Source organism: Rhodococcus sp. NKCM2511 (assembly GCF_014905595.1).
Taxonomy (GTDB): domain Bacteria; phylum Actinomycetota; class Actinomycetes; order Mycobacteriales; family Mycobacteriaceae; genus Rhodococcoides; species Rhodococcoides fascians.
The window spans coordinates 543644-562822 of sequence record NZ_BNHJ02000002.1 but is presented as its reverse complement, the minus strand read 5'-3'; the positions used below and the strand labels follow the sequence as shown (position 1 = coordinate 562822).

The window sequence follows — 19179 nt, the reverse complement described above, 5'->3', positions numbered from 1 at the left end:
ACGAAGACAGGCTCACGCTTTGCCCTGTTGCCCACGACGCACCACGGCAGTCATCACAGCGAACGCCTCGACCCCCCGAGACGTCCACGAGAGGAATCTTCAGCCTTGACGATCAACGAGAGCACACCATCACACGGACGCGGCTCGCGAAGCACAGGCAACGCAGGCAAAGCCCCTAGAAGCAGTGGCGGCTCTCGGACTCTGGCAGATCGATTCGCCGCGGGCGAGCCGTACGCCCTGGCGTTCGGTGGTCAGGGTGCGCCCTGGCTGAGTTCGCTCGAAGAGCTCGCGCGCGATTCCGCACTCGAGCCCGAACTGACCGATCTCGTCAACGAGGCCGCAGCAGTGCTCGCGCCCGTGTCCGACGAGCTGCTGGTCGTCCGCTCGGTCGGCTTCGACCCGATCGGTTGGATGCTCGAGCAGGACCTCGCCGACGACGGCACCGCCGGCTCCTACGGGCCCTCCGAAGCGGCACTGACCTCGGCTGCGGTGTCTCTGCCGGGCGTCTTCCTCACTCAGGTCGCCGCGTTGCGCGCGCTGAAGCTGCAGGGCCTCGACCCCGCCCAGACCCCGCCGGTCAAGGTGGTCGGACACTCGCAGGGCCTCATCGCCGCCGAGTCCGTCGCCGCGGACGGCGCACAGGACGCCAATTTCCTGGCCATTGCGCAGTTGGTCGGTGCGGCTGCCGGACTCGTCGGACGTCGCCGCGGCATCATCGGTGCCGGTGACCGTGCGCCGATGGTCTCGGTCGGCAACGTCGAGCCCGAACGTCTGCAGGCGATCGTCGACGAGCTAAGGATACCGGGAGCACCCGAACGCTCCGCTGCTCTGGCCATCCGCAACGGTCGTCGCCGCGTCGTGCTGTCCGGCCCGCCGGCTCAGTTGGCTCGCGTGCAGGAGAAGTGCGAGCAGATCGCGGCTCGGGAAGAGCGTGAGCGCGATGCCAAGAAGCGCGGCGGCGCGGTGTTCGCACCCGTCTTCGAGCAGCTCCCGGTCGAGATCGGCTTCCATCACCCCGCATTGACCGACGCAGTGGAGCTCGTCGACGCCTGGGCGCAGCGGTGCGGTCTCGACGCCGCCCTGGCCCGCGAACTGGCGCAAAAGATACTCGTCGATTCCGTGGACTGGGTCGACGCCATCGACGGTGTCGTCGAGGCCGGCGCGGACTGGATCCTCGACCTCGGACCCGGTGACCTCCTCACCCGCATGACCACCCCGGCGCTGCGTGGACAGGGCGTCGGCATCATAGCGGCATCCTCGCGCGGTGGCCACCGAAATCTACTCACTCCCGGTGCCGCTCCCGAGGTGCAGCCGGCATGGTCGGCATTCGCGCCCAAGCCTGTGACGCTGCCCGACGGCCGTGTCGTCGTGGAGACCTCCTTCACCAAGATGACCGGGCGTTCGCCGATCCTGCTCGCCGGCATGACGCCGACGACGGTCGACGCGAAGATCGTCGCGGCCGCAGCCAACGCAGGCCACTGGGCCGAGCTCGCCGGTGGCGGACAGGTCACCGAGGACATCTTCACCGACCGCGTCGCCGAGCTCTCCACGTTGCTCGAGCCCGGCCGTGCCATCCAGTTCAACTCGCTCTTCCTCGACCCGTACCTGTGGAAGCTGCAGCTCGGCGGTCGCCGCATCGTGCAGCGTGCCCGTGCAGCGGGTGCGGCCATCGACGGCGTCGTCGTCACGGCAGGCATCCCCGAACTGGACGAGGCAGTGGCTCTCATCGAGGAGCTCTCCGAGGCCGGCATCAGCTACGTCTCGTTCAAGCCGGGTACCGTCGCGCAGATTCGCGCCGTGATCCGCATCGCCAACGAGGTTCCGTCCTACCAGGTCAACGTCCATATCGAGGGTGGCCGCGCAGGCGGACACCACTCGTGGGAAGACCTCGACGACCTACTGCTGACCACCTACGCCGAGCTCCGCTCGCGCCCCAACCTGGTGATCTGCGTCGGCGGCGGTATCGGAACACCCGAGCGGGCCGCTGACTACCTGACCGGAACCTGGTCTGCCGTGCACGGATACCCGAAAATGCCTCTCGACGGCATCCTCGTCGGTACCGCTGCAATGGCCACTCTCGAAGCCACGACGGCTCCCGAGGTCAAGCAGCTTCTCGTCGACACTCCGGGGACCCCAGACTGGGTCGGTGCCGGAACCGCCAACGGCGGAATGGCCTCCGGCCGCAGCCAGCTCGGTGCCGACATCCACGAGATCGACAACGCGGCATCGCGTTGCGGTCGACTGCTCGACGAGGTTGCTGGTAACGCCGACGCCGTGGCCGAGCGCCGCGACGAGATCATCGCCGCACTCGACGGCACAGCCAAGCCGTTCTTCGGCGACGTCGCCGAGATGACCTACCAGCAGTGGCTCGCTCGCTACCTGGATCTGGCCATCGGAACGGACTCACGCAGTGATTTCGACTGCGGCGGCGAGTTCACCGATGCGGTGTCCGAAGCCCGTGAGTCGGTGTGGCTCGATGTCACCTGGCGCACCCGCTTCCTCGAAATGCTGCAGCGCGCCGAGGCACGCTTGCACCCGGTCGATCGCGGACCCATCCCCACCCTGTTCGCCGACGCCGAGGTACTCGAGCGTCCGCGCGCTGCACTGAAGTCGCTGCTCGCACAGTTCCCCGACGCCGGTGACGTGATTCTGCACCCGGCCGACATCACCTTCTTCACCTCGCTGTGCCGCATGCCGGGTAAGCCGGTCAACTTCGTCCCCGTCGTCGATGGTGACGTGCGCCGCTGGTGGCGCAGTGACTCGCTGTGGCAGGCACACGACGCTCGCTACTCCGCCGATCAGGTGTGCATCATCCCCGGAACCGTTGCCGTCGCCGGTATCACTCGCGTCGACGAGCCGGTGGGCGAACTGCTGAACCGCTTCGAGAAGGCCACCGCGGACCAGCTTCTCGCCGAGGGCGTAGAGCCGGCGGCCATCGCCAGCCGACGCCACGCCGAGATTGCACCGGGACTGCTGGGCATCGTGCTGGCAGCACCCGACGTCACGTGGGCCTCGCGTATGACGCAGAACCCCGTTGCACGTCTGGGCGATCCGGCCGACTGGACCGTCGACTCCGATACGGTCGCCTCGCATCCGCAGACCGGCTCCTCGCTCACCGTGCTCGATGCCGAGCACGTCGAACTGCTGGTCCCGCTCGCCCCGGGCAAGGAAGTACGCATCCGTCTGACGGTGCCTGCCTCCACGATCGACGGCGGCGCTCCGGTCGTCACCGCACAGGATGCACAGCAGGCCATGTCCGCTCTGCTGGGAGTTGCGGCAGGACAGGACCTTCCGACCGTCAAGAACGGTGTCGCGCGGCTGAACATTGCCTGGATCCCCGATCTGATCGCCGACCACGCCGGCGTCACCGGATCCGGACTGCCCGACACACTGACCGTCAGCGGAAAAGCTGTTCCCGACGTTCTCGTCGGTGCCTGCTGGCCCGCCGTCTTCGCCGTCCTCGGAGCGACGCGCAACGCCGAAGGCATCGACGTCATCGAAGGCATGCTCGACCTGGTGCACCTCGATCACAGCGTCAACCTCGTCGGTGAATTGCCGACCGACACTTCGATTCTCGTGGTCAAGGCCGCTGCAGGAGAGGTGCTCGACACCGATCTCGGTCGCGTCGTCGAGGTCACCGTCGAGATCGGTGCCATGCTCGGTGAGGGTCTCGACGCCCCGGCCGTCGCAACCCTGGTGGAGCGCTTCGCCATTCGTGGACGCACCGGCAAGGGCGAGTTGGTGGATCCGGCTCGCGCCGGCGGTTCGCTGAGCGCCGACGCCAAGGACACCCCGCGTCGTCGCCGTCGCCAGGCCACCATCGTGGCCCCGCGCAACATGGCCGCATTCGCGCAGGTCTCGGGCGACCACAACCCGATTCACACCTCGGATGCCGCGGCGTTGCTCGCCGGCCTCGGGAGCCCGATCGTGCACGGTATGTGGCTCTCGGCTGCGGCGCAGCAAACCGTCACCGCAGTCGACCACGAGGACACCAAGACTCCTCCGCGTCGTCTCACTGCCTGGACTGCTCGTTTCCTCGGGATGGTCCGTCCCGGAGCGGAGATCGACGTTCGCGTCGACCGCACCGGATTCGACCAGGGTGCCGAACTGGTCGAGGTGTCCTGCCGAGTCGGCGGCGAACTGGTCATGGTCGCCACCGCACGCACCGCCGCGCCGAAGACCGTCTACGCGTTCCCCGGCCAGGGCATCCAGCGCCCGGGTATGGGACTGGACGCACGCGCTCGCTCCAAGGCTGCGCGTGAGATCTGGGAGCGTGCCGACAAGCACACGCGCAGCGCGCTCGGCTTCTCGATTCTCGCTGTCGTGCGCGACAATCCGACGTCGCTCAAGGCCCGCGGGGTCACGCACAAGCATCCCGACGGTGTGCTGCACCTGACGCAGTTCACCCAGGTTGCGATGGCCGTTCTCGGTGTCGCACAGGTTGCCGAACTGCGTGAATCCGGTGCGTTCGTGGAGAATTCGATTCTCGCCGGCCACTCGGTGGGTGAGTACAACGCTCTGGCCGCTGTTGCCGGTGTGCTCCCGCTCGAGGCCGTTCTCGAGGTCGTCTTCCAGCGTGGCTCGGCCATGCACGCACTCGTTCCCCGTGACGAGAACGGCCGCAGTGACTACCGCATGGCTGCCATCCGCCCGTCCCAGATCGGCCTGGCCGACGAGGACGTGCAGGGCTTCGTCGCCGGTGTCGCAGAAGAGTCCGGTGAGTTCCTCGAGATCGTCAACCTCAACTTGCGTGGCTCGCAGTACGCCATCGCAGGCACCGTTGCCGGCCTCGGTGAGCTCGAGAAGAAGATTGTCATCCGCCGGGCAGAGTTCGGCGGCAAGGCGGCCTACATCATGGTTCCGGGCATCGACGTGCCGTTCCACTCGACGGTTCTGCGCGGGGGAGTCGACGACTTCCGCAACCGCCTGCAGACCCTGCTGCCCGAGCAGCTGGATCCGGCGATCCTGGTCGGTCGCTACATCCCGAACCTGGTGCCCAAGCCGTTCTCGCTCGACCGCGAGTTCGTCCAGGAGATCGCCGATCTCGTGCCGTCCGAGCCGCTGAACACCGTTCTGGCGGACTTCGATTCGTGGGCCGCACGGCCGAGCGATCTGTGCCGCGTGATTTTGACCGAGCTGCTGGCATGGCAGTTCGCCAGCCCGGTGCGGTGGATCGAGACGCAGGACCTGCTGTTCGCAGACGAGTCGGACGGCGGCATGGGCGTCGAGCGTTTCGTCGAGATCGGGCTCGGTGCAACACCGACCGTGGCCAACCTCGCGTCGCAGACTCTCAAGCTGCCGGGCCGCTTCGGCCACCCGGTCGAGGTGCTGAACCTGGAGCGCGAAGCCGCGATCGTCTACGGCACCGATACCGACCCGGCTCCGGCTGACGAGGACGAGGCGACTCCGGCTCCCGAGGCGGCTGCTCCGGCAGCTGCGGCGGCTCCGGCTGCAGCACCTGCTCCGGCCGCGGCACCGTCGGGTGGACCTCGTCCCGACGACATCGCGTTCGTGGCCGCCGACGCGACGAAGATCCTCATCGGGCTGTGGACCAAGCTGCAGCTCGATCAGATCGGGCCCGCCGACACCATCGAGGCTCTGTGCGACGGCGTGTCCTCACGTCGTAACCAGCTGCTCGTCGACCTCGGCTCCGAGCTCTCGCTCGGTGCCATCGACGGCGCAGCCGACGCCGACATGGGCGCGCTCTCGGGCACGGTCAACAAGCTGGCTCGTACCTACAAGCCGTTCGGCCCGGTGCTCAGCGACTCGATCAACGACCATCTCCGCAAGGTCTTCGGCCCCTCGGGACGACGCCCGGCCTCCATCGCCGACCGCGTCAAGAAGACCTGGGAACTGGGCGACGGCTGGGCGCACCACGTCACCGCCGAGGTCGCTCTCGGTACCCGTGACGGTGCCTCGGTTCGTGGTGGCGCACTCGGTGGCCTGGCCGACGGCGCACTCGCCGACGGCACTGCCGTCGACAACGTCATCGACGCCGCGGTTGCTTCGGTTGCCGCTCGTCGCGGAATCGCAGTGTCCATGCCGCAGGCAGGTGGCGGGGCCGGCGGAACCGTCGACGCTGCTGCTCTGGGCGAGTTCACCGAGCACATCACCGGTCGCGACGGCGTTCTCGCCTCCGCAGCCCGGTTGGTGCTCGAACAGCTCGGCCTGGCGGACGCACCCAACGCGCTACTGGCCGAGAACCCCGATGCTGCTCTGGTGGAGCTGGTTTCGGCCGAGCTCGGCTCCGACTGGCCTCGCCTCGTCGCTCCCGCGTTCGACGCCAAGCGCGCCGTGCTGATCGACGACCGGTGGGCCACCGCCCGTGAGGATCTGGCTCGGTTGTGGCTCGGTACCGCAGGTGATGTCGCTGTCGAGTCCTTCGCCGGTGCAGGCAATGCCGTTGCAGCTCAGGCACAGTGGTGGAAGGCCAAGGCCGACTACGAGAACAAGACCGTGCTCGCCGAGACCTTCGGACGCATCGCAGACATCGCGGTCGCATCCGAGGACAAGGGGCAGTGGGCCGACGACGTCGCAGTCGTCACCGGCGGCAGCAAGGGCTCCATCGCCGCGGCAGTGACCGCTCAGCTGTTGGCCGGGGGAGCGACGGTCTTCGTCACCACCTCCAGGCTCGACGACGAGCGCCTGGGCTTCTACCGCTCGCTGTACCGCGACAATGCTCGCAACGGAGCGTCGCTGTGGGTAGTTCCGGCCAACATCGCGTCGTACACCGACGTCGATGCCCTCATCGAGTGGATCGGCAGTGACTACATCGACACTGCCGGTGGCGCAAAGACATTGGTCAAGGCAGCTGCCACTCCGACGATGCTGTTCCCGTTCGCTGCACCTCGGGTCATGGGCGAGATGTCCGACGCCGGAGCTCGCGCCGAAATGGAGATGCGCGTGCTGCTCTGGTCGGTCGAGCGTCTGATCACCGGACTGTCGAAGGTCGGCTACGACAACGACATCGACACTCATCTGCACGTGGTGCTCCCCGGATCGCCGAACCGCGGAATGTTCGGTGGCGACGGTGCCTACGGTGAGTCGAAGGCCGCGCTCGATGCAGTCGTCGCGAAGTGGGGCTCGGAGAAGAACTGGGCCGAGCGGGTGTCCATCGCGCACGCTCACATCGGGTGGGTTCGCGGAACCGGCTTGATGGGCGGCAACGATCCCATCGTCGAGGCCGTCGAAGCCGAAGGTGTCCGTACCTGGTCGACCGAGGAGATGGCGACCGAGCTGCTGCGGCTGTGCACCTTCGACGCACGTCGTCAGGCTGCTCAGGAGCCCATCGTCGCCGATCTGACGGGCGGCTTGGCCAACACCAAGCTCAACCTCGTCGAGCTTGCTCGCGACGCTGCCGCTGCTGCGGCCGAGAAGACCGAAGAGGCCGTGGACAGTTCGGTCATCGCCGCGCTGCCTGCACCTCCGCGGCTCGCCCCCACCACTGCTCCGGCGTGGCCCGCCCTCGATGTCGATCCGAAGGACCTGATCGTCATCGTCGGTGCAGGTGAGCTCGGACCCTACGGTTCGGCGCGTACACGCTTCGAGATGGAGGTCGACGAGCAGCTCTCTGCCGCAGGCGTTCTCGAACTCGCGTGGAACACCGGCCTGATTGCCTGGGAGAACGATCCCAAGCCGGGTTGGTACGACATCGCGTCCGGTGACCTCGTTCCCGAGGAGGACATCGCCGACAAGTACCACGACATCGTGGTCGAGAAGTGCGGTATCCGCACGTACGGCGACGACGGCGCAATGGTCGGTAACACTGCTCCGCTGATGACCTCGATCTTCCTCGACAACGACCTCACGTTCGTCGTCGGAACCGAGATCGACGCACGGTCGTTCGCGGCTGCCGATCCCGAGCACACGCTGATCACACCGGTTCCCGATTCGAGCGACTGGCAGGTCACTCGCAAGGCGGGCACCGAGATTCGCGTTCCGCGCAAAATGAAGCTCACCCGTACCGTGGGTGGTCAGATTCCGACCGGATTCGATCCCACCAAGTGGGGCATCTCGCCCGACATGGCGAGTTCGGTGGATCGTGTTGCCCTGTGGAACATCGTCACCACGGTCGACGCCTTCATCTCCTCTGGCTTCAACCCGTCGGAACTGATGCGCTGGGTGCACCCGACGCTGGTCGCCAACACTCAGGGCACCGGCATGGGCGGCATGGAGTCCATGCGCTCGCTGTACATCGACACCCTGCTCGGCGATGCCCGTGCGAACGACATCCTGCAGGAGGCTCTGCCGAACGTCGTTGCTGCACACGTCGTTCAGTCGTACATCGGTAGCTACGGCGCGATGGTTCACCCCGTCGCCGCCTGCGCCACCGCGGCCGTCTCGGTCGAGGAGGGCGTCGACAAGATCAAGCTGGGCAAGGCGCAGCTCGTGGTCGCCGGCGGATTCGACGACCTGAGCACCGAAGGCATCATCGGCTTCGGCGACATGTCGGCCACGGCGGACTCGGCAGCGATGTCCGCCAAGGGAATCAGCGATCGACGCTTCTCCCGGGCAAACGACCGCAGGCGCGGAGGATTCGTCGAATCGCACGGCGGCGGAACGATTCTGCTCGCTCGCGGCGATCTGGCACTCGAGATGGGCCTGCCCGTCCTCGGAGTGGTGGCCTACGCACAGTCGTACGGCGACGGAGTGCACACGTCGATCCCGGCTCCGGGACTCGGCGCACTCAGCGCCGGTCGCGGCGGCAGAGATTCGGCACTGGCGCTCTCGCTCAACGCACTCGGCGTCAGCGCAGACGACGTGGCCGTGATCTCCAAGCACGACACGTCCACCGCAGCCAACGACCCGAACGAGGCCGAGTTGCACACGCGCCTCGCCAAGGCCATCGGCCGCTCGGACGGCGCTCCGCTGTTCGTCGTCTCGCAGAAGTCCCTCACCGGGCACTCGAAGGGCGGAGCGGCTGCCTGGCAGCTCATCGGCCTGTGCCAGGTGCTGGCCAACGGCGTCATCCCGCCGAACCGCAGCCTCGACTGCGTCGACGACAAGATGACCGGTTTCGAGCACTTGGTGTGGGCTCGCGAGCCGCTGCGCTTCGGTGACTCGGTTCCGCTGAAGGCGGGTCTGCTCACCTCGCTCGGCTTCGGGCACGTGTCCGGACTCATCGCGTTGGTGCACCCGCAAGCATTCCTCGAGGCCGTTCCGGCCGAGCGGCGTGCGGAGTACATCGCGAAGGCGAACGAGCGTCGTATCGCCGGTCAGCGCAGGCTGATCTCCGCGATGGTGGGTGGCGACTCCCTCTACGAGCGGCCCGACGATCGACGACTGGGACATGACGGGACGCCGGCCAAGGCGTCACGCGAACTGGAGGCCAACGTGTTGCTCAACGAGTCCGCTCGCCTCGGCGAGGACGACGTCTACTCCTCCGGTCTGCCGGGTGCCATCTGATGGCAATCCTGGGAGTGGGTTTCGACCTGGTGACGGTGTCCGACTTCGCCGAGCAGATGGAGAAGGTCGGCACGACGATGATTCGCGACAGCTTCACCGCGGGTGAACGTCGGCACGCGGCGACCAAGAGCTCCGACCCGACGCGGCACTACGCGGCACGGTGGGCAGCCAAGGAAGCAGTCTTGAAAGCTTGGGCGACATCACGTTTCGCGCGGCCGCCGCAGATCGGCGACAATCCGTACCCGTTGATCGAGGTCGTCAACGATGCGTGGGGTCGACCGTCCATCAAGCTGCACGGCATGGCACAGGAGTTTCTGCCGACGGTCAAGATTCACCTGTCGCTGACGCACGACGGCGATATCGCCGCCGCGGTGGCGATCCTGGAGGAGTAACTCCGCGCTGAACGACGACGAAGGCCCGTCCGATCCACGAGATCGGGCGGGCCTTTCGTATGGGTGAAGCGGCTGGGTCAGGCGTCGTCGGTGTTGACCGACCCACCCGAGCGCCTGCTTTCCTTCTCTGCGACGAGCAGATACGCCATCATGATTCGCTTGAGTTCGGCCACGGCATCTTCGTGGCTCTGGCCGTCCTGCACCGAGAAGTTCAGCATCGAGTAGACGATGTGCACCAACACCTGGGCCATCAGATTGCGACGATGCCGCGGTGTGCGCGGCGTCAACGGTCCGAGCATGCGTGAGACCTGATCGGCGAACTCGCGCTCGTGAATGACCCCGGTGGCGCGGGTGGACGGTGTCGACTGCATCGCGAGCCATACCTCGCGGCGCGACGGGTCCGTCATCCACATGCCGGCCATGTGGTCGACGAAATTGTTCAGGAACCGCACCCAGTCCAGGGACGGGACCTCGCCGTCGAACTCTGCCAATTCCTGTTGGACGCCCACGAGGTCCTGACGATTGAGTTCGCAGACGATGACGTACTTGTTGGCGAAGAACTGATACAGCGTGCCGATCGGCAGCTCTGCCCGTGACGCGACTTCTTCACAGGTGAACGACTCGAAGCCCACGTCGCTGAGCAGTTCACGCGACGCCTGGAGCAACGCGTCGAATTTGCGTTGGCTGCGTTCCTGCGTGGGACGGCGCCTCGGCATCAGCTCCTGAGTCTGCGCCGTCGACTCGAGCGCGGCGTCGAGACGGCGCGAGGACTGGGCACGAGCAGAGGATTCCACCCGGTCAGGCTATCCGTCGTGGGTGCACGGTATCCACTTCTGTCGTGCGGGTCGCATCGCCCACTCAGGATTCGGTCGTTCTTGTGGGGGACCGCTGTGTGCGTCGACAGCTGTCGGACCGTCTTGCTGTGACAATCTCCAAGTTCAATTTGGGCCAGCCAAACGGGCAGCCGGTATGGTTATAGGTATCGAATCAATTTTCGTGCAGGGTGGCCGTCGTTCGTGTCCGTGGGACGACGTTCATGGTCGGGAGCCTCACCCCGAGCACAGGGAGACTGCAGTGGCAACAATCGGTACAGCGATCGAATCCGGCTCGATGCAGACGGTCCTGCTAGAGCCGACCTCGGGGGAGGTGCTCGCGCACTCCACCACCTCGCTCGACCCCGACGTGACCGCCGTTCTACCGCGCGCGATCTCGGATATGCGTGCCGAGGCAGCAACGCTGAACGTGTCGGTCGACGCCGTCGCCGTCGTGCATCGGTCCGAGTCCGAGCGCGCCGAACTCGCCACGGCAGTGACCGACGAGTCGACGGTGTTCGTCTCGGCATCCCAGTCGTTCCTGTCCTGGTTGGCCCGTACGAAGGACCTCGACGCGAGCACGGTGCTGCTCTATCACATGGGCGAACGCGGCGTATCCATCTCTCTCGCCGACGCAGCCGATGCCACACTCACGCCCGCCAGGAATGCTGCCCTGGACTCGATGTCCCCCGAACGAATCGGCAGCACGATTCCCCTGGCATGGGAAGTGGTCGACGAATCCGGCAAGAAACCGCAGGCCGTGGCGCTGTTCGGAGACAGATCGAGCAACCGGGACTTGATCGACATTCTCTCCCTCGGTCTCGGTGTGCCCGTCGTGCGAGTGGGTGCCGCTGATCGGGTCGCCGCCTGCGGGGCAGCCTGGCTCGCGTCGGTTCCGGTCGAGGATCAGGCCGCTCTCGTGGAAACGGAGAGGGCCGACGACGCGGAAGAAGCCGCAGTGCCGGAGACGGTCCCTACGGTGGTGCCGGCGTCCCCGGTGACAGCAACGGGCAGGTCGAGTTCAGCGACCGGCGGCCGCAAACTGATCTTCGCTGCGGTGCTGCTCGCCGGGGTGGCCTCGGCCGGTGTCGCCGTTGCAGCCACGCTGCCGAGTAATGGGGATGCGACCGCCGGGCAGAGCGCCGACCGACGCGACAGCGGAACCGATTTGGCCGTCGCAACGCGATACGTCGATCCGACGACTATTGCGCCTGCACTGCCGGTCGACGCCCTGCCGAAGACGCTCCCGCCCACGGCGGATTCGGCCGTCGAGCCGACGACTACGCCGACTGGGACGACGCAACAGTGGACTCCACAGCAAGGGACTCCGCAACAATGGACGCCGCAGTCCTGGGTGCCGCAGGGCGCTGCGCCTGCAGGTACCCCGAAGCCCGCTGCGGCGACTGTGGATCCGCCGCAATTGACTGTGCCCACCGTCGTTCCCGAGCCGGGCAAATCCCAGGAGCAACTCGAGCAGGAAGCCTGGGATCGGCACTGGCAGCACACAGGTGAGTGGATCGCGCAGGAATTGGCCGGAGGCTGACGTGTCGCTTCGATAGGTGCGAGCAAATGACAGACTGGCGAGAGCCCGTCTGTCATTTCTCGTCTGGAGGAACCATGCCGACCGATGTACGCCCCGCCGACATTCGATCCGCGATCGCGGAGTCGATGCCTCGCGCGAAATCGGAGCTGGCAGAACTGGTCCGGTTCCGATCTGTGCACGATCCTCGGCAGTTCCCGGTGGAGGACTGCGTCGGTGCAGCGCAATGGGTGCATCGGGCGTTCGTCGACGCCGGAATTCCCGACGTGCAGTTGATCGAGACCAACGACGGCTCACTGGCTGTCGTCGGTTCTCGGCCGGCACTGGCGGGAGCACCGACCGTTCTGTTGTACTCGCACTACGACGTCCAGCCTCCCGGCGACAGAAGCTATTGGGACAGTGAGCCTTTCGAGTTGACCGAGCGTGACGGTCGGTGGTACGGCCGAGGTGCGGCCGACTGCAAGGGCAACGTCTTGATGCATCTGCTGGCGCTGCGCGCGCTGGGGGAGTCGCTCGACGTCGGCGTGCGCATCGTCTGCGAGGGTTCTGAAGAGATGGGCACGGGCGGACTCGAAGCACTCGTCGACGAGCGGCCCGAGTTGTTCGCTGCCGATGTCGTGGTGATCGGGGACACCGGCAACACTGCGGTGGGTCTGCCGACGGTCACCACCACCCTGCGTGGGATAGCCAACGTCGTCGTACATGTGGAAACGCTTGCCGGAGAAGTGCATTCGGGAATGTACGGGGGACCGGCACCCGATGCGCTCGGCGCGCTGATCCAGGTGCTGGCAACTCTGCGTAACGAGCACGGTGACACCACGGTCGACGGTCTCGATGGCACGCGGACCTGGGATGGGGTGCCGTACGACGCCGAGCAGTTCAGATTCGACGCCGGGGTGCTCGACGGAGTCGCACTGGCAGGTTCGGGCACCGTGGCCGACGCGGTATGGGCACGGCCGGCTCTGACCGTTCTCGGAATCGACTGCCCGCCCGTCGTGGGCTCGGCCGCCGCAATCTCCCCTCGAGCCTCGGCACGGCTGAATTTGCGAGTTCCGCCAGGGATGGATCCGCAGCAGGCGCAGGATGCGTTGGTGGCGCATCTGGAGGCACGCACGCCGTGGAATGCGCGTGTCACCGTCGAGCGTGAGGCGATCGGTTCGCCGTTCCGGGCCAGAACGGACGGCCCGGGCTACGCGGCGTTGTCAGGTGCCTTGGAAGAGGCATTCGGACGTCCCATGGGGACGGCGGGGCAGGGCGGGTCCATTCCGTTGTGCAACGCGTTGGCGGAGGCATTGCCGGACGCCGAGATCGTGCTCATGGGCGTCGAAGAGCCCCGATGCCGGATCCACGCCCCCAACGAGAGCGTGGACCCGACGGAAATCGAGAAGATGGCCGTCGCCGAGGCGCTGTTCCTGCAGCGGCTGGCCGGTTCAGACAGCTAGGTCGCGGCGGAGCTTGGCGACGTGGCCGGTGGCGCGGACGTTGTACTGCGCCACCTCGATCTTGCCTTCCTCGTCGACCAGGAACGTCGAACGAATGACGCCCTCGTAGACCTTGCCGTAGTTCTTCTTCTCTCCGAACGCACCCCAGGCCTGCAACGTCGTCTTCTCCTCGTCGGAGAGCAGCGGGAATGTCAGCTCCTCCTTGTCGCGGAACTTGGCGAGCTTGGCGGGCTTGTCGGGCGAGATGCCGATGACTTCGAGGCCTTCGCCGTTGAGCTCGGCGAGGCTGTCGCGGAAGTCGCAGGCCTGTTTGGTGCAGCCAGGGGTGCTCGCGGCGGGGTAGAAGTACACGATCACCTTCTTGCCGGAGTAATCGGCGAGAGAGACATCATTGCCGTCGGCATCGGGCAGGGTGAACGCCGGAGCGGTGTCGCCCGGCTCGAGCTTGCTGTATTCGGTCACCGCACGAGAGTATCGAAATACCGCCGTGCTCTAGGCTCGAGTACGACCAAGACTATTTGCAGACAAGTTGGAGGACACGTGGCCAAGGACACCGACCGAATCGAGCGCGAGATCGAGGCCGCTCGCAATCAGCTGGCCAGCACGCTGGACGAGCTGAGCGTCCGTGCCAGCCCCAAGAACATCGTCGCCAACACCAAGCAGACGGTGGTGGCCAAGCTCAACGAGCCGGCCGTGAAGTTCACTCTGCTCGGAGTCGGCGCAGTGGTAGCAGTTCTCGTGGTTCGCAGGATCTTCAACTGACGCAACAGGTGCCTTGACCAGCCGATTTCACATCTGGCCGCATCTGCTGTTAATGTTTCTCCCGCACCGCAGAGAACACGCGGTGCGGATCGGCGCCATTAGCTCAGTTGGTTAGAGCAGCTGACTCTTAATCAGCGGGTCCGGGGTTCGAATCCCTGATGGCGCACAACCAGTGCCCCTGAACAGCGTAATCGCTGGTCAGGGGCGCTTTTTGTTTTCCGGGGTCGCCTGGGAATCCGCAAGCTTCGCGAAAATCGACAACTCCCTGACCTGCGGGTTTTCAAGCGGCGGAGGGCGTTTCGGAGACTTGACTCCCAATCGCAAATACTGGGAGTCAAGTTCTGGCTGCCATGCTGCTGACCTGCGAGTCGTGTGCCGGATTCGCGCCGCCGGGTAGCTGACGGACGTCTGTGGATGGTCCAGTCATCACTTACTCATCATTTTGAGCCCCTGATGTACATGGGAAGGCCCGCGCAGCGGCGGTGCAGTGCGGTGCGCTTCTTGCTCACTCAGCAGTCCGCTCGGTAACACGGCAGCCGGCCAGCGTCGGCGCGAGCTCGTCCTCTGACGCCTCGACCGGACGAAACACGGTGGGCTTCTCTGGCGCGGTTTCCGACCGTACGGCCAGCACGACGCAACCCGATGTGGGGGGCAGCTGCTGCTGCGTGATGATCCGAGAGGCTAAGTGCGAATTTCTTGACCGACACATCACCTGGGCAGCAACTAATGGGCCGTGGTCGTCGATCTCTTACAAGCCCGCGTGGAAATCGCGTTTCGTCGCTCGCATTGACAGCGAGCTCAGTTCAGCCGTAACGCTGCACTCATCTTGCTGCAGGTGTTCCTCGAGTCGCCTGCAGTATCAACGAGAAAGGTCATCCGCGGTACATCTGGCGTTCTAGAGTGTCTCACCAGTGGGCGCTTTGCTTCATTGCGCAACAAGATTGCCTGTCGACCGTACGGATAGCTTTCTGAGGTGCACATACAGACGGTGCAACGATCGATCGCTGGGAAGGACTTTGTTTATAGTCCTTTAACTGGCATGCTAGTTGCAGCGATGCCGATCACTTGCGGAGGCCGATGTGGCCTCTAGTCCATTGGATTGTTCTAAGAAGGTGCCATGCAGACTTCAGACTTGCCCGCCCCGGGATTTTTGCCGTTTCCCGACGACGGAAGTGGTTACGACACGGACGTCGTCATCGTCGGGCTGGGCCCGGCGGGCGGTACGGCCGCTCTCGCGCTGGCGACCTACGGGATCCGCGTACATGCCGTGTCGATCTTCCCGTGGGTAGCGAACTCGCCCCGCGCGCACATCACCAACCAGCGCGCCGCCGAGGTCCTCCGCGACCTCGGAGTGGAAGAAGAAGCGCGCCGCTACGCAACGCCGTGGGATCAAATGGGCGACACGCTGTTCACCACCAGTTTGGCCGGACGAGAGATTGTCCGCCTGCAAACCTGGGGGACCGGTGACCTGCGCTACGGCGACTACCTCAACGGCAGTCCCTGCACCATGCTCGACATTCCACAGCCCCTCATGGAGCCGGTGATGGTCAAGAATGCCGCAGAACGTGGAGCGATCATCAGCTTCCACACCGAATACATCGACCACGTCCAGGACGAGCACGGGGTGACGGTCCGGCTTCGAGACGTCCGATCCGGCCACGTCTTCGAGCAGCGGGCCCGCTACCTGCTCGGCTTCGACGGTGCCCGGTCGAAGATTGCCGAAGAACTCGAACTACCCTTCCAAGGCGAGCTCGCGCGGGCGGGAACTGCATACATTCTGTTCAAGGCCGACCTGAGCAAATATGTCGCCCACCGGCCCAGCATCCTGCACTGGATCATGAACTCTAAAGCCGGATTCGGTGAAATCGGCATGGGGCTACTGCGAGCGATCAAGACCTGGAACCAGTGGATCGCAGGTTGGGGCTTCGATATGGCCGATGGCCAACCCGACGTGTCCGACGAGACGGTCATCGAGCAGATCCGGACCCTGGTCGGTGATCCGGAACTCGACATCGAGATCGAGTCACGGTCGTTCTGGTACGTCAACCAGCAGTACGCAGAGCACTACCAGTCCGGCCGGGTCATCTGCGGCGGCGATGCCGTGCACCGCCACCCACCGAGCAGCGGACTGGGCTCGAACACCTCGGTCCAGGACGCCTTCAACATTGCCTGGAAGCTGGCCTTCGTCATCAAGGGCTACGCCGGCACGGATCTGGTCGAAACCTACTCACCGGAGCGAGTGCCGGTGGGCAAGCAGATCGTGGCCCGGGCCAATCAGTCGCGGAAAGACTATGCCGGCCTGCGGGAATGGTTCGATAACGACAGCGCGGACCCGGTGCTCGACGGACTGGCCAAGCTCGAAGACCCATCGCCCGAAGGGGTCGCTCGTCGCGAACGTCTCTACGAGGCGCTCGAGCACAAGAACACCGAGTTCAATGCCCACGGCGTGGAACTGAACCAACGGTACGAGTCCACGGCTGTCGTCCTGGACCCGAATCTCGCCGACGAGCAGTGGCCGCGAGATCGAGAGCTGTTCTTGCAGGCGACAACTCGCCCCGGTGCGAAGCTGCCACACGCGTGGTTGGTCGGAGACGATGGTCGCCGAATTTCCACCCTCGACGTGGTCGGTAAGGGCATGATGACCTTGTTGACAGGGATCGGCGGACAAGCCTGGAAGCATGCCGCTGTGTCTCTGGATCTGCCATACCTGCGCACCGTCGTGGTCGGCGAACCGGGCACCCTCGACCCGTACGGGTACTGGCACCGGCTTCGGGAGGTACACGAAGCAGGGGCGATTCTGGTCCGCCCCGACGGGTACGTGGCGTGGAGACACACCGAGCCCCTGTGGGACGACGCCGAGGCGCTTGCAAGTCTGCAGGGTGCGCTGAGCAGCATCTTGAGTAGCCCTGTTAACTCTACCTAACACCAGCGTGCAGCGATTCCGACTATCGAGAGAATCCCATCGTCCAAAAACTTTCGGCAGTAGTTCGACGATGAACTGACACAAATTCGAGAGCCATTCTGCTCACACAGTCGGGTCACGCCCGGACTCGTCGCGGATGACCTCGACCGTCCCGACGATGTGGTGCTCCATCGCTTCACGAGCCCAACGCTGGTTACCTGCTCGGATTGCCTCTGTGATGCTGCGGTGATCGTGCTGTCGATCGTCCAGCGCACTCGACAGCGGATTGTGGACTCCGGTGGTGTTGATCAGAAAATCGGACAGGTCCCACATTCGCTGCGAGGTCTCCGCCATGATGCGCGAGTGAGCCATTCGGTGAATCACCGCGTGAAATTCTCGGTTCTGCACTCGGTAGCCACGAGCCCGCACCGAAGCGTCCTCGGATGAGATCAAGCGGTCTACGTTGGCGGAGACGGCGTCGAGGTCGCGGAGTTGGGCATCGCTGCGGCGCAGAGCAGCGACGCCGGCAATGGTCCCCTCGAATCCGCCGAACAAGGTGAAGAAGTCCTCGACTTCCTGGCGCGTGTACGAGACGACCTGCACACCGACCTGCGGAACGATATCGACCAGTTTGTCACTCGACAGACGCCGGAGTGCATCCATGACCGGTTGCTTGCTGACACCGAATTCGTGCCGGATCGACTCGACGACGATCTTTTCGCCGGCCGCATACACGCCCTCGAGCAGACGCCCCTTGAGCGTGTCGTACAGAACCGCGGACAGCCGTGCCCCGGACAGTCGCACATCGACGGGTTCTCCGATGCCGACTCGGTTGGTCCGATCTTGTGTGGGGTTCGACGGGTGACTCCCGACGTGATGGGACATCGATAGGACCTTCTTCCTTGGCCGGTACCGATCTGGAATTCGAGGCCACATTGCAGTGGCTCATACCGGCCTAGCTGCAGAAAGGCTAGCATTTCAGCGATTTGGTGGGAGATCCCCCGCCGTCCACACTGTTACGCGCCGCGAGACGCTGCTCAGAGTCGGCTTCAGGGCGGCGTCATCGGGTTCACCCTGCCCGGATTCTCGAACAGCGGGCTACCGCGGACACTTTCGCGAAGTCGGGAAAGATGTGGCCGGAATACAGGGTGCAGTCAACCCCGTGATAACTCGGTGGGTGTACGCGTAAGCACGCGCCCGAGCGCCAAGGCCGCAGTACGTACTGCGGGAGCGAGCAGTTCAGGCTTGAAGCTGGTCGTGGGTACCGACACTGACAGTGCAGCAATCGGTTTCCCTGCCTGAAGCACCGGCGAGGCGAGGCAACATCCACCGAGGGTGGCTTCTTCGCGTTCGATGGCGACGCCTGTGCGTCGTATCGAATCGAGCTCCTTGGTGAGAACTCGAGCGTCGGTAATCGACTGTAGGGTGAAGCGTCGGATTGGACGGGCGAGAATCTCGTTCTGCACCGCGGGGTCCTCCGATGCCAATAGCGCCTCCCCGACCGCAGTACATGTCAGCGGTAATCGGCCGCCGATCTGCGAGGGCAGTGAAAGTGCCGAGTGGCCGTGAATCTTCTCCACGTACACCGCATCGTGGCCGTCACGAACTGCCAAATGCACGGTCTGCCCAGTCACCGCGAACAGATCCTGCATGAACGGCACTGCGGCAGTGCGCAATCGATGCTTGAGTCCGACGCGTTCGCCGAGTTCGAACAATGCCATCCCCAGCTCGAAGGTGTTGCCACGCCGCGAAAGCCACCCAAGTTCTGTCAGGTCGACCAACAACCGGTGCGTGGTCGAGCGGGGCAAACCCGTGCGGGTCGACACCTCGGCCAGCGTCAACGCGTCGCCTCCCGGGAACACGTCCAACACCAACGCCGAACGCTGCAGCACCGACAAAGCATCCCGTTTCATGGGACAGATCC

General features: G+C 65.1%; 10 protein-coding genes and 1 tRNA gene. 7 read left to right on the top strand and 4 right to left on the bottom strand.

The window, feature by feature from the left end:
* Positions 1 to 105: 105 nt before the first annotated feature.
* Both JLZ96_RS19265 and JLZ96_RS19260 read left to right on the top strand, forming a co-directional pair.
* Entirely contained in the window at positions 106 to 9405 is a 9300-nt protein-coding gene (locus JLZ96_RS19265) for a type I polyketide synthase (protein WP_201011007.1), read from the top strand.
* Complete coding sequence (locus JLZ96_RS19260) at positions 9405 to 9797, top strand: holo-ACP synthase (protein ID WP_008715184.1); 393 nt, start codon at positions 9405 to 9407, stop codon at positions 9795 to 9797. Before JLZ96_RS19265 ends, JLZ96_RS19260 begins: the two co-directional genes overlap by 1 nt.
* 77 nt (positions 9798 to 9874) lie before the next feature.
* On the opposite strand, the gene JLZ96_RS19255 is transcribed toward JLZ96_RS19260, so the two are convergent.
* Positions 9875 to 10513, bottom strand: coding sequence for a TetR/AcrR family transcriptional regulator (locus JLZ96_RS19255; RefSeq protein ID WP_080729227.1), 639 nt, complete (start codon positions 10511 to 10513; stop codon positions 9875 to 9877).
* A gap of 358 nt (positions 10514 to 10871) precedes the next feature.
* Between JLZ96_RS19255 and JLZ96_RS19250 the strand changes: the two genes are divergently transcribed.
* Both JLZ96_RS19250 and JLZ96_RS19245 read left to right on the top strand, forming a co-directional pair.
* Positions 10872 to 12152, top strand: a complete 1281-nt coding sequence (locus tag JLZ96_RS19250) for a hypothetical protein (RefSeq protein WP_201011006.1) — start codon at positions 10872 to 10874, stop codon at positions 12150 to 12152.
* A gap of 74 nt (positions 12153 to 12226) precedes the next feature.
* Positions 12227 to 13591, top strand: coding sequence for a dipeptidase (locus tag JLZ96_RS19245; RefSeq protein WP_201011005.1), 1365 nt, complete (start codon positions 12227 to 12229; stop codon positions 13589 to 13591).
* Here the strand turns inward: JLZ96_RS19245 and bcp are convergent.
* Positions 13580 to 14053 (bottom strand): thioredoxin-dependent thiol peroxidase, encoded by a 474-nt coding sequence (gene bcp, locus JLZ96_RS19240; RefSeq protein ID WP_045841316.1) that lies wholly within the window; start codon positions 14051 to 14053, stop codon positions 13580 to 13582. The genes JLZ96_RS19245 and bcp overlap by 12 nt on opposite strands.
* 78 nt (positions 14054 to 14131) lie before the next feature.
* Between bcp and JLZ96_RS19235 the strand changes: the two genes are divergently transcribed.
* From JLZ96_RS19235 to JLZ96_RS19225, 3 genes are all read left to right on the top strand, one after another.
* Complete coding sequence (locus JLZ96_RS19235; protein WP_027497653.1) at positions 14132 to 14353, top strand: DUF3618 domain-containing protein; 222 nt, start codon at positions 14132 to 14134, stop codon at positions 14351 to 14353.
* A gap of 92 nt (positions 14354 to 14445) precedes the next feature.
* Positions 14446 to 14519, top strand: a tRNA-Lys gene (locus JLZ96_RS19230).
* Between the two features lie 951 nt (positions 14520 to 15470).
* Positions 15471 to 17276, top strand: coding sequence for an FAD-dependent monooxygenase (locus JLZ96_RS19225; protein WP_201011004.1), 1806 nt, complete (start codon positions 15471 to 15473; stop codon positions 17274 to 17276).
* A 102-nt stretch (positions 17277 to 17378) separates the two neighbouring features.
* On the opposite strand, the gene JLZ96_RS19220 is transcribed toward JLZ96_RS19225, so the two are convergent.
* Both JLZ96_RS19220 and JLZ96_RS19215 read right to left on the bottom strand, forming a co-directional pair.
* Positions 17379 to 18140, bottom strand: coding sequence for a GntR family transcriptional regulator (locus tag JLZ96_RS19220; protein WP_201011003.1), 762 nt, complete (start codon positions 18138 to 18140; stop codon positions 17379 to 17381).
* Positions 18141 to 18409: 269 nt separating this feature from the next.
* A complete protein-coding gene (locus tag JLZ96_RS19215; protein ID WP_201011002.1) occupies positions 18410 to 19168 on the bottom strand; it encodes an IclR family transcriptional regulator in 759 nt (252 codons plus the stop codon).
* Positions 19169 to 19179: the final 11 nt, after the last annotated feature.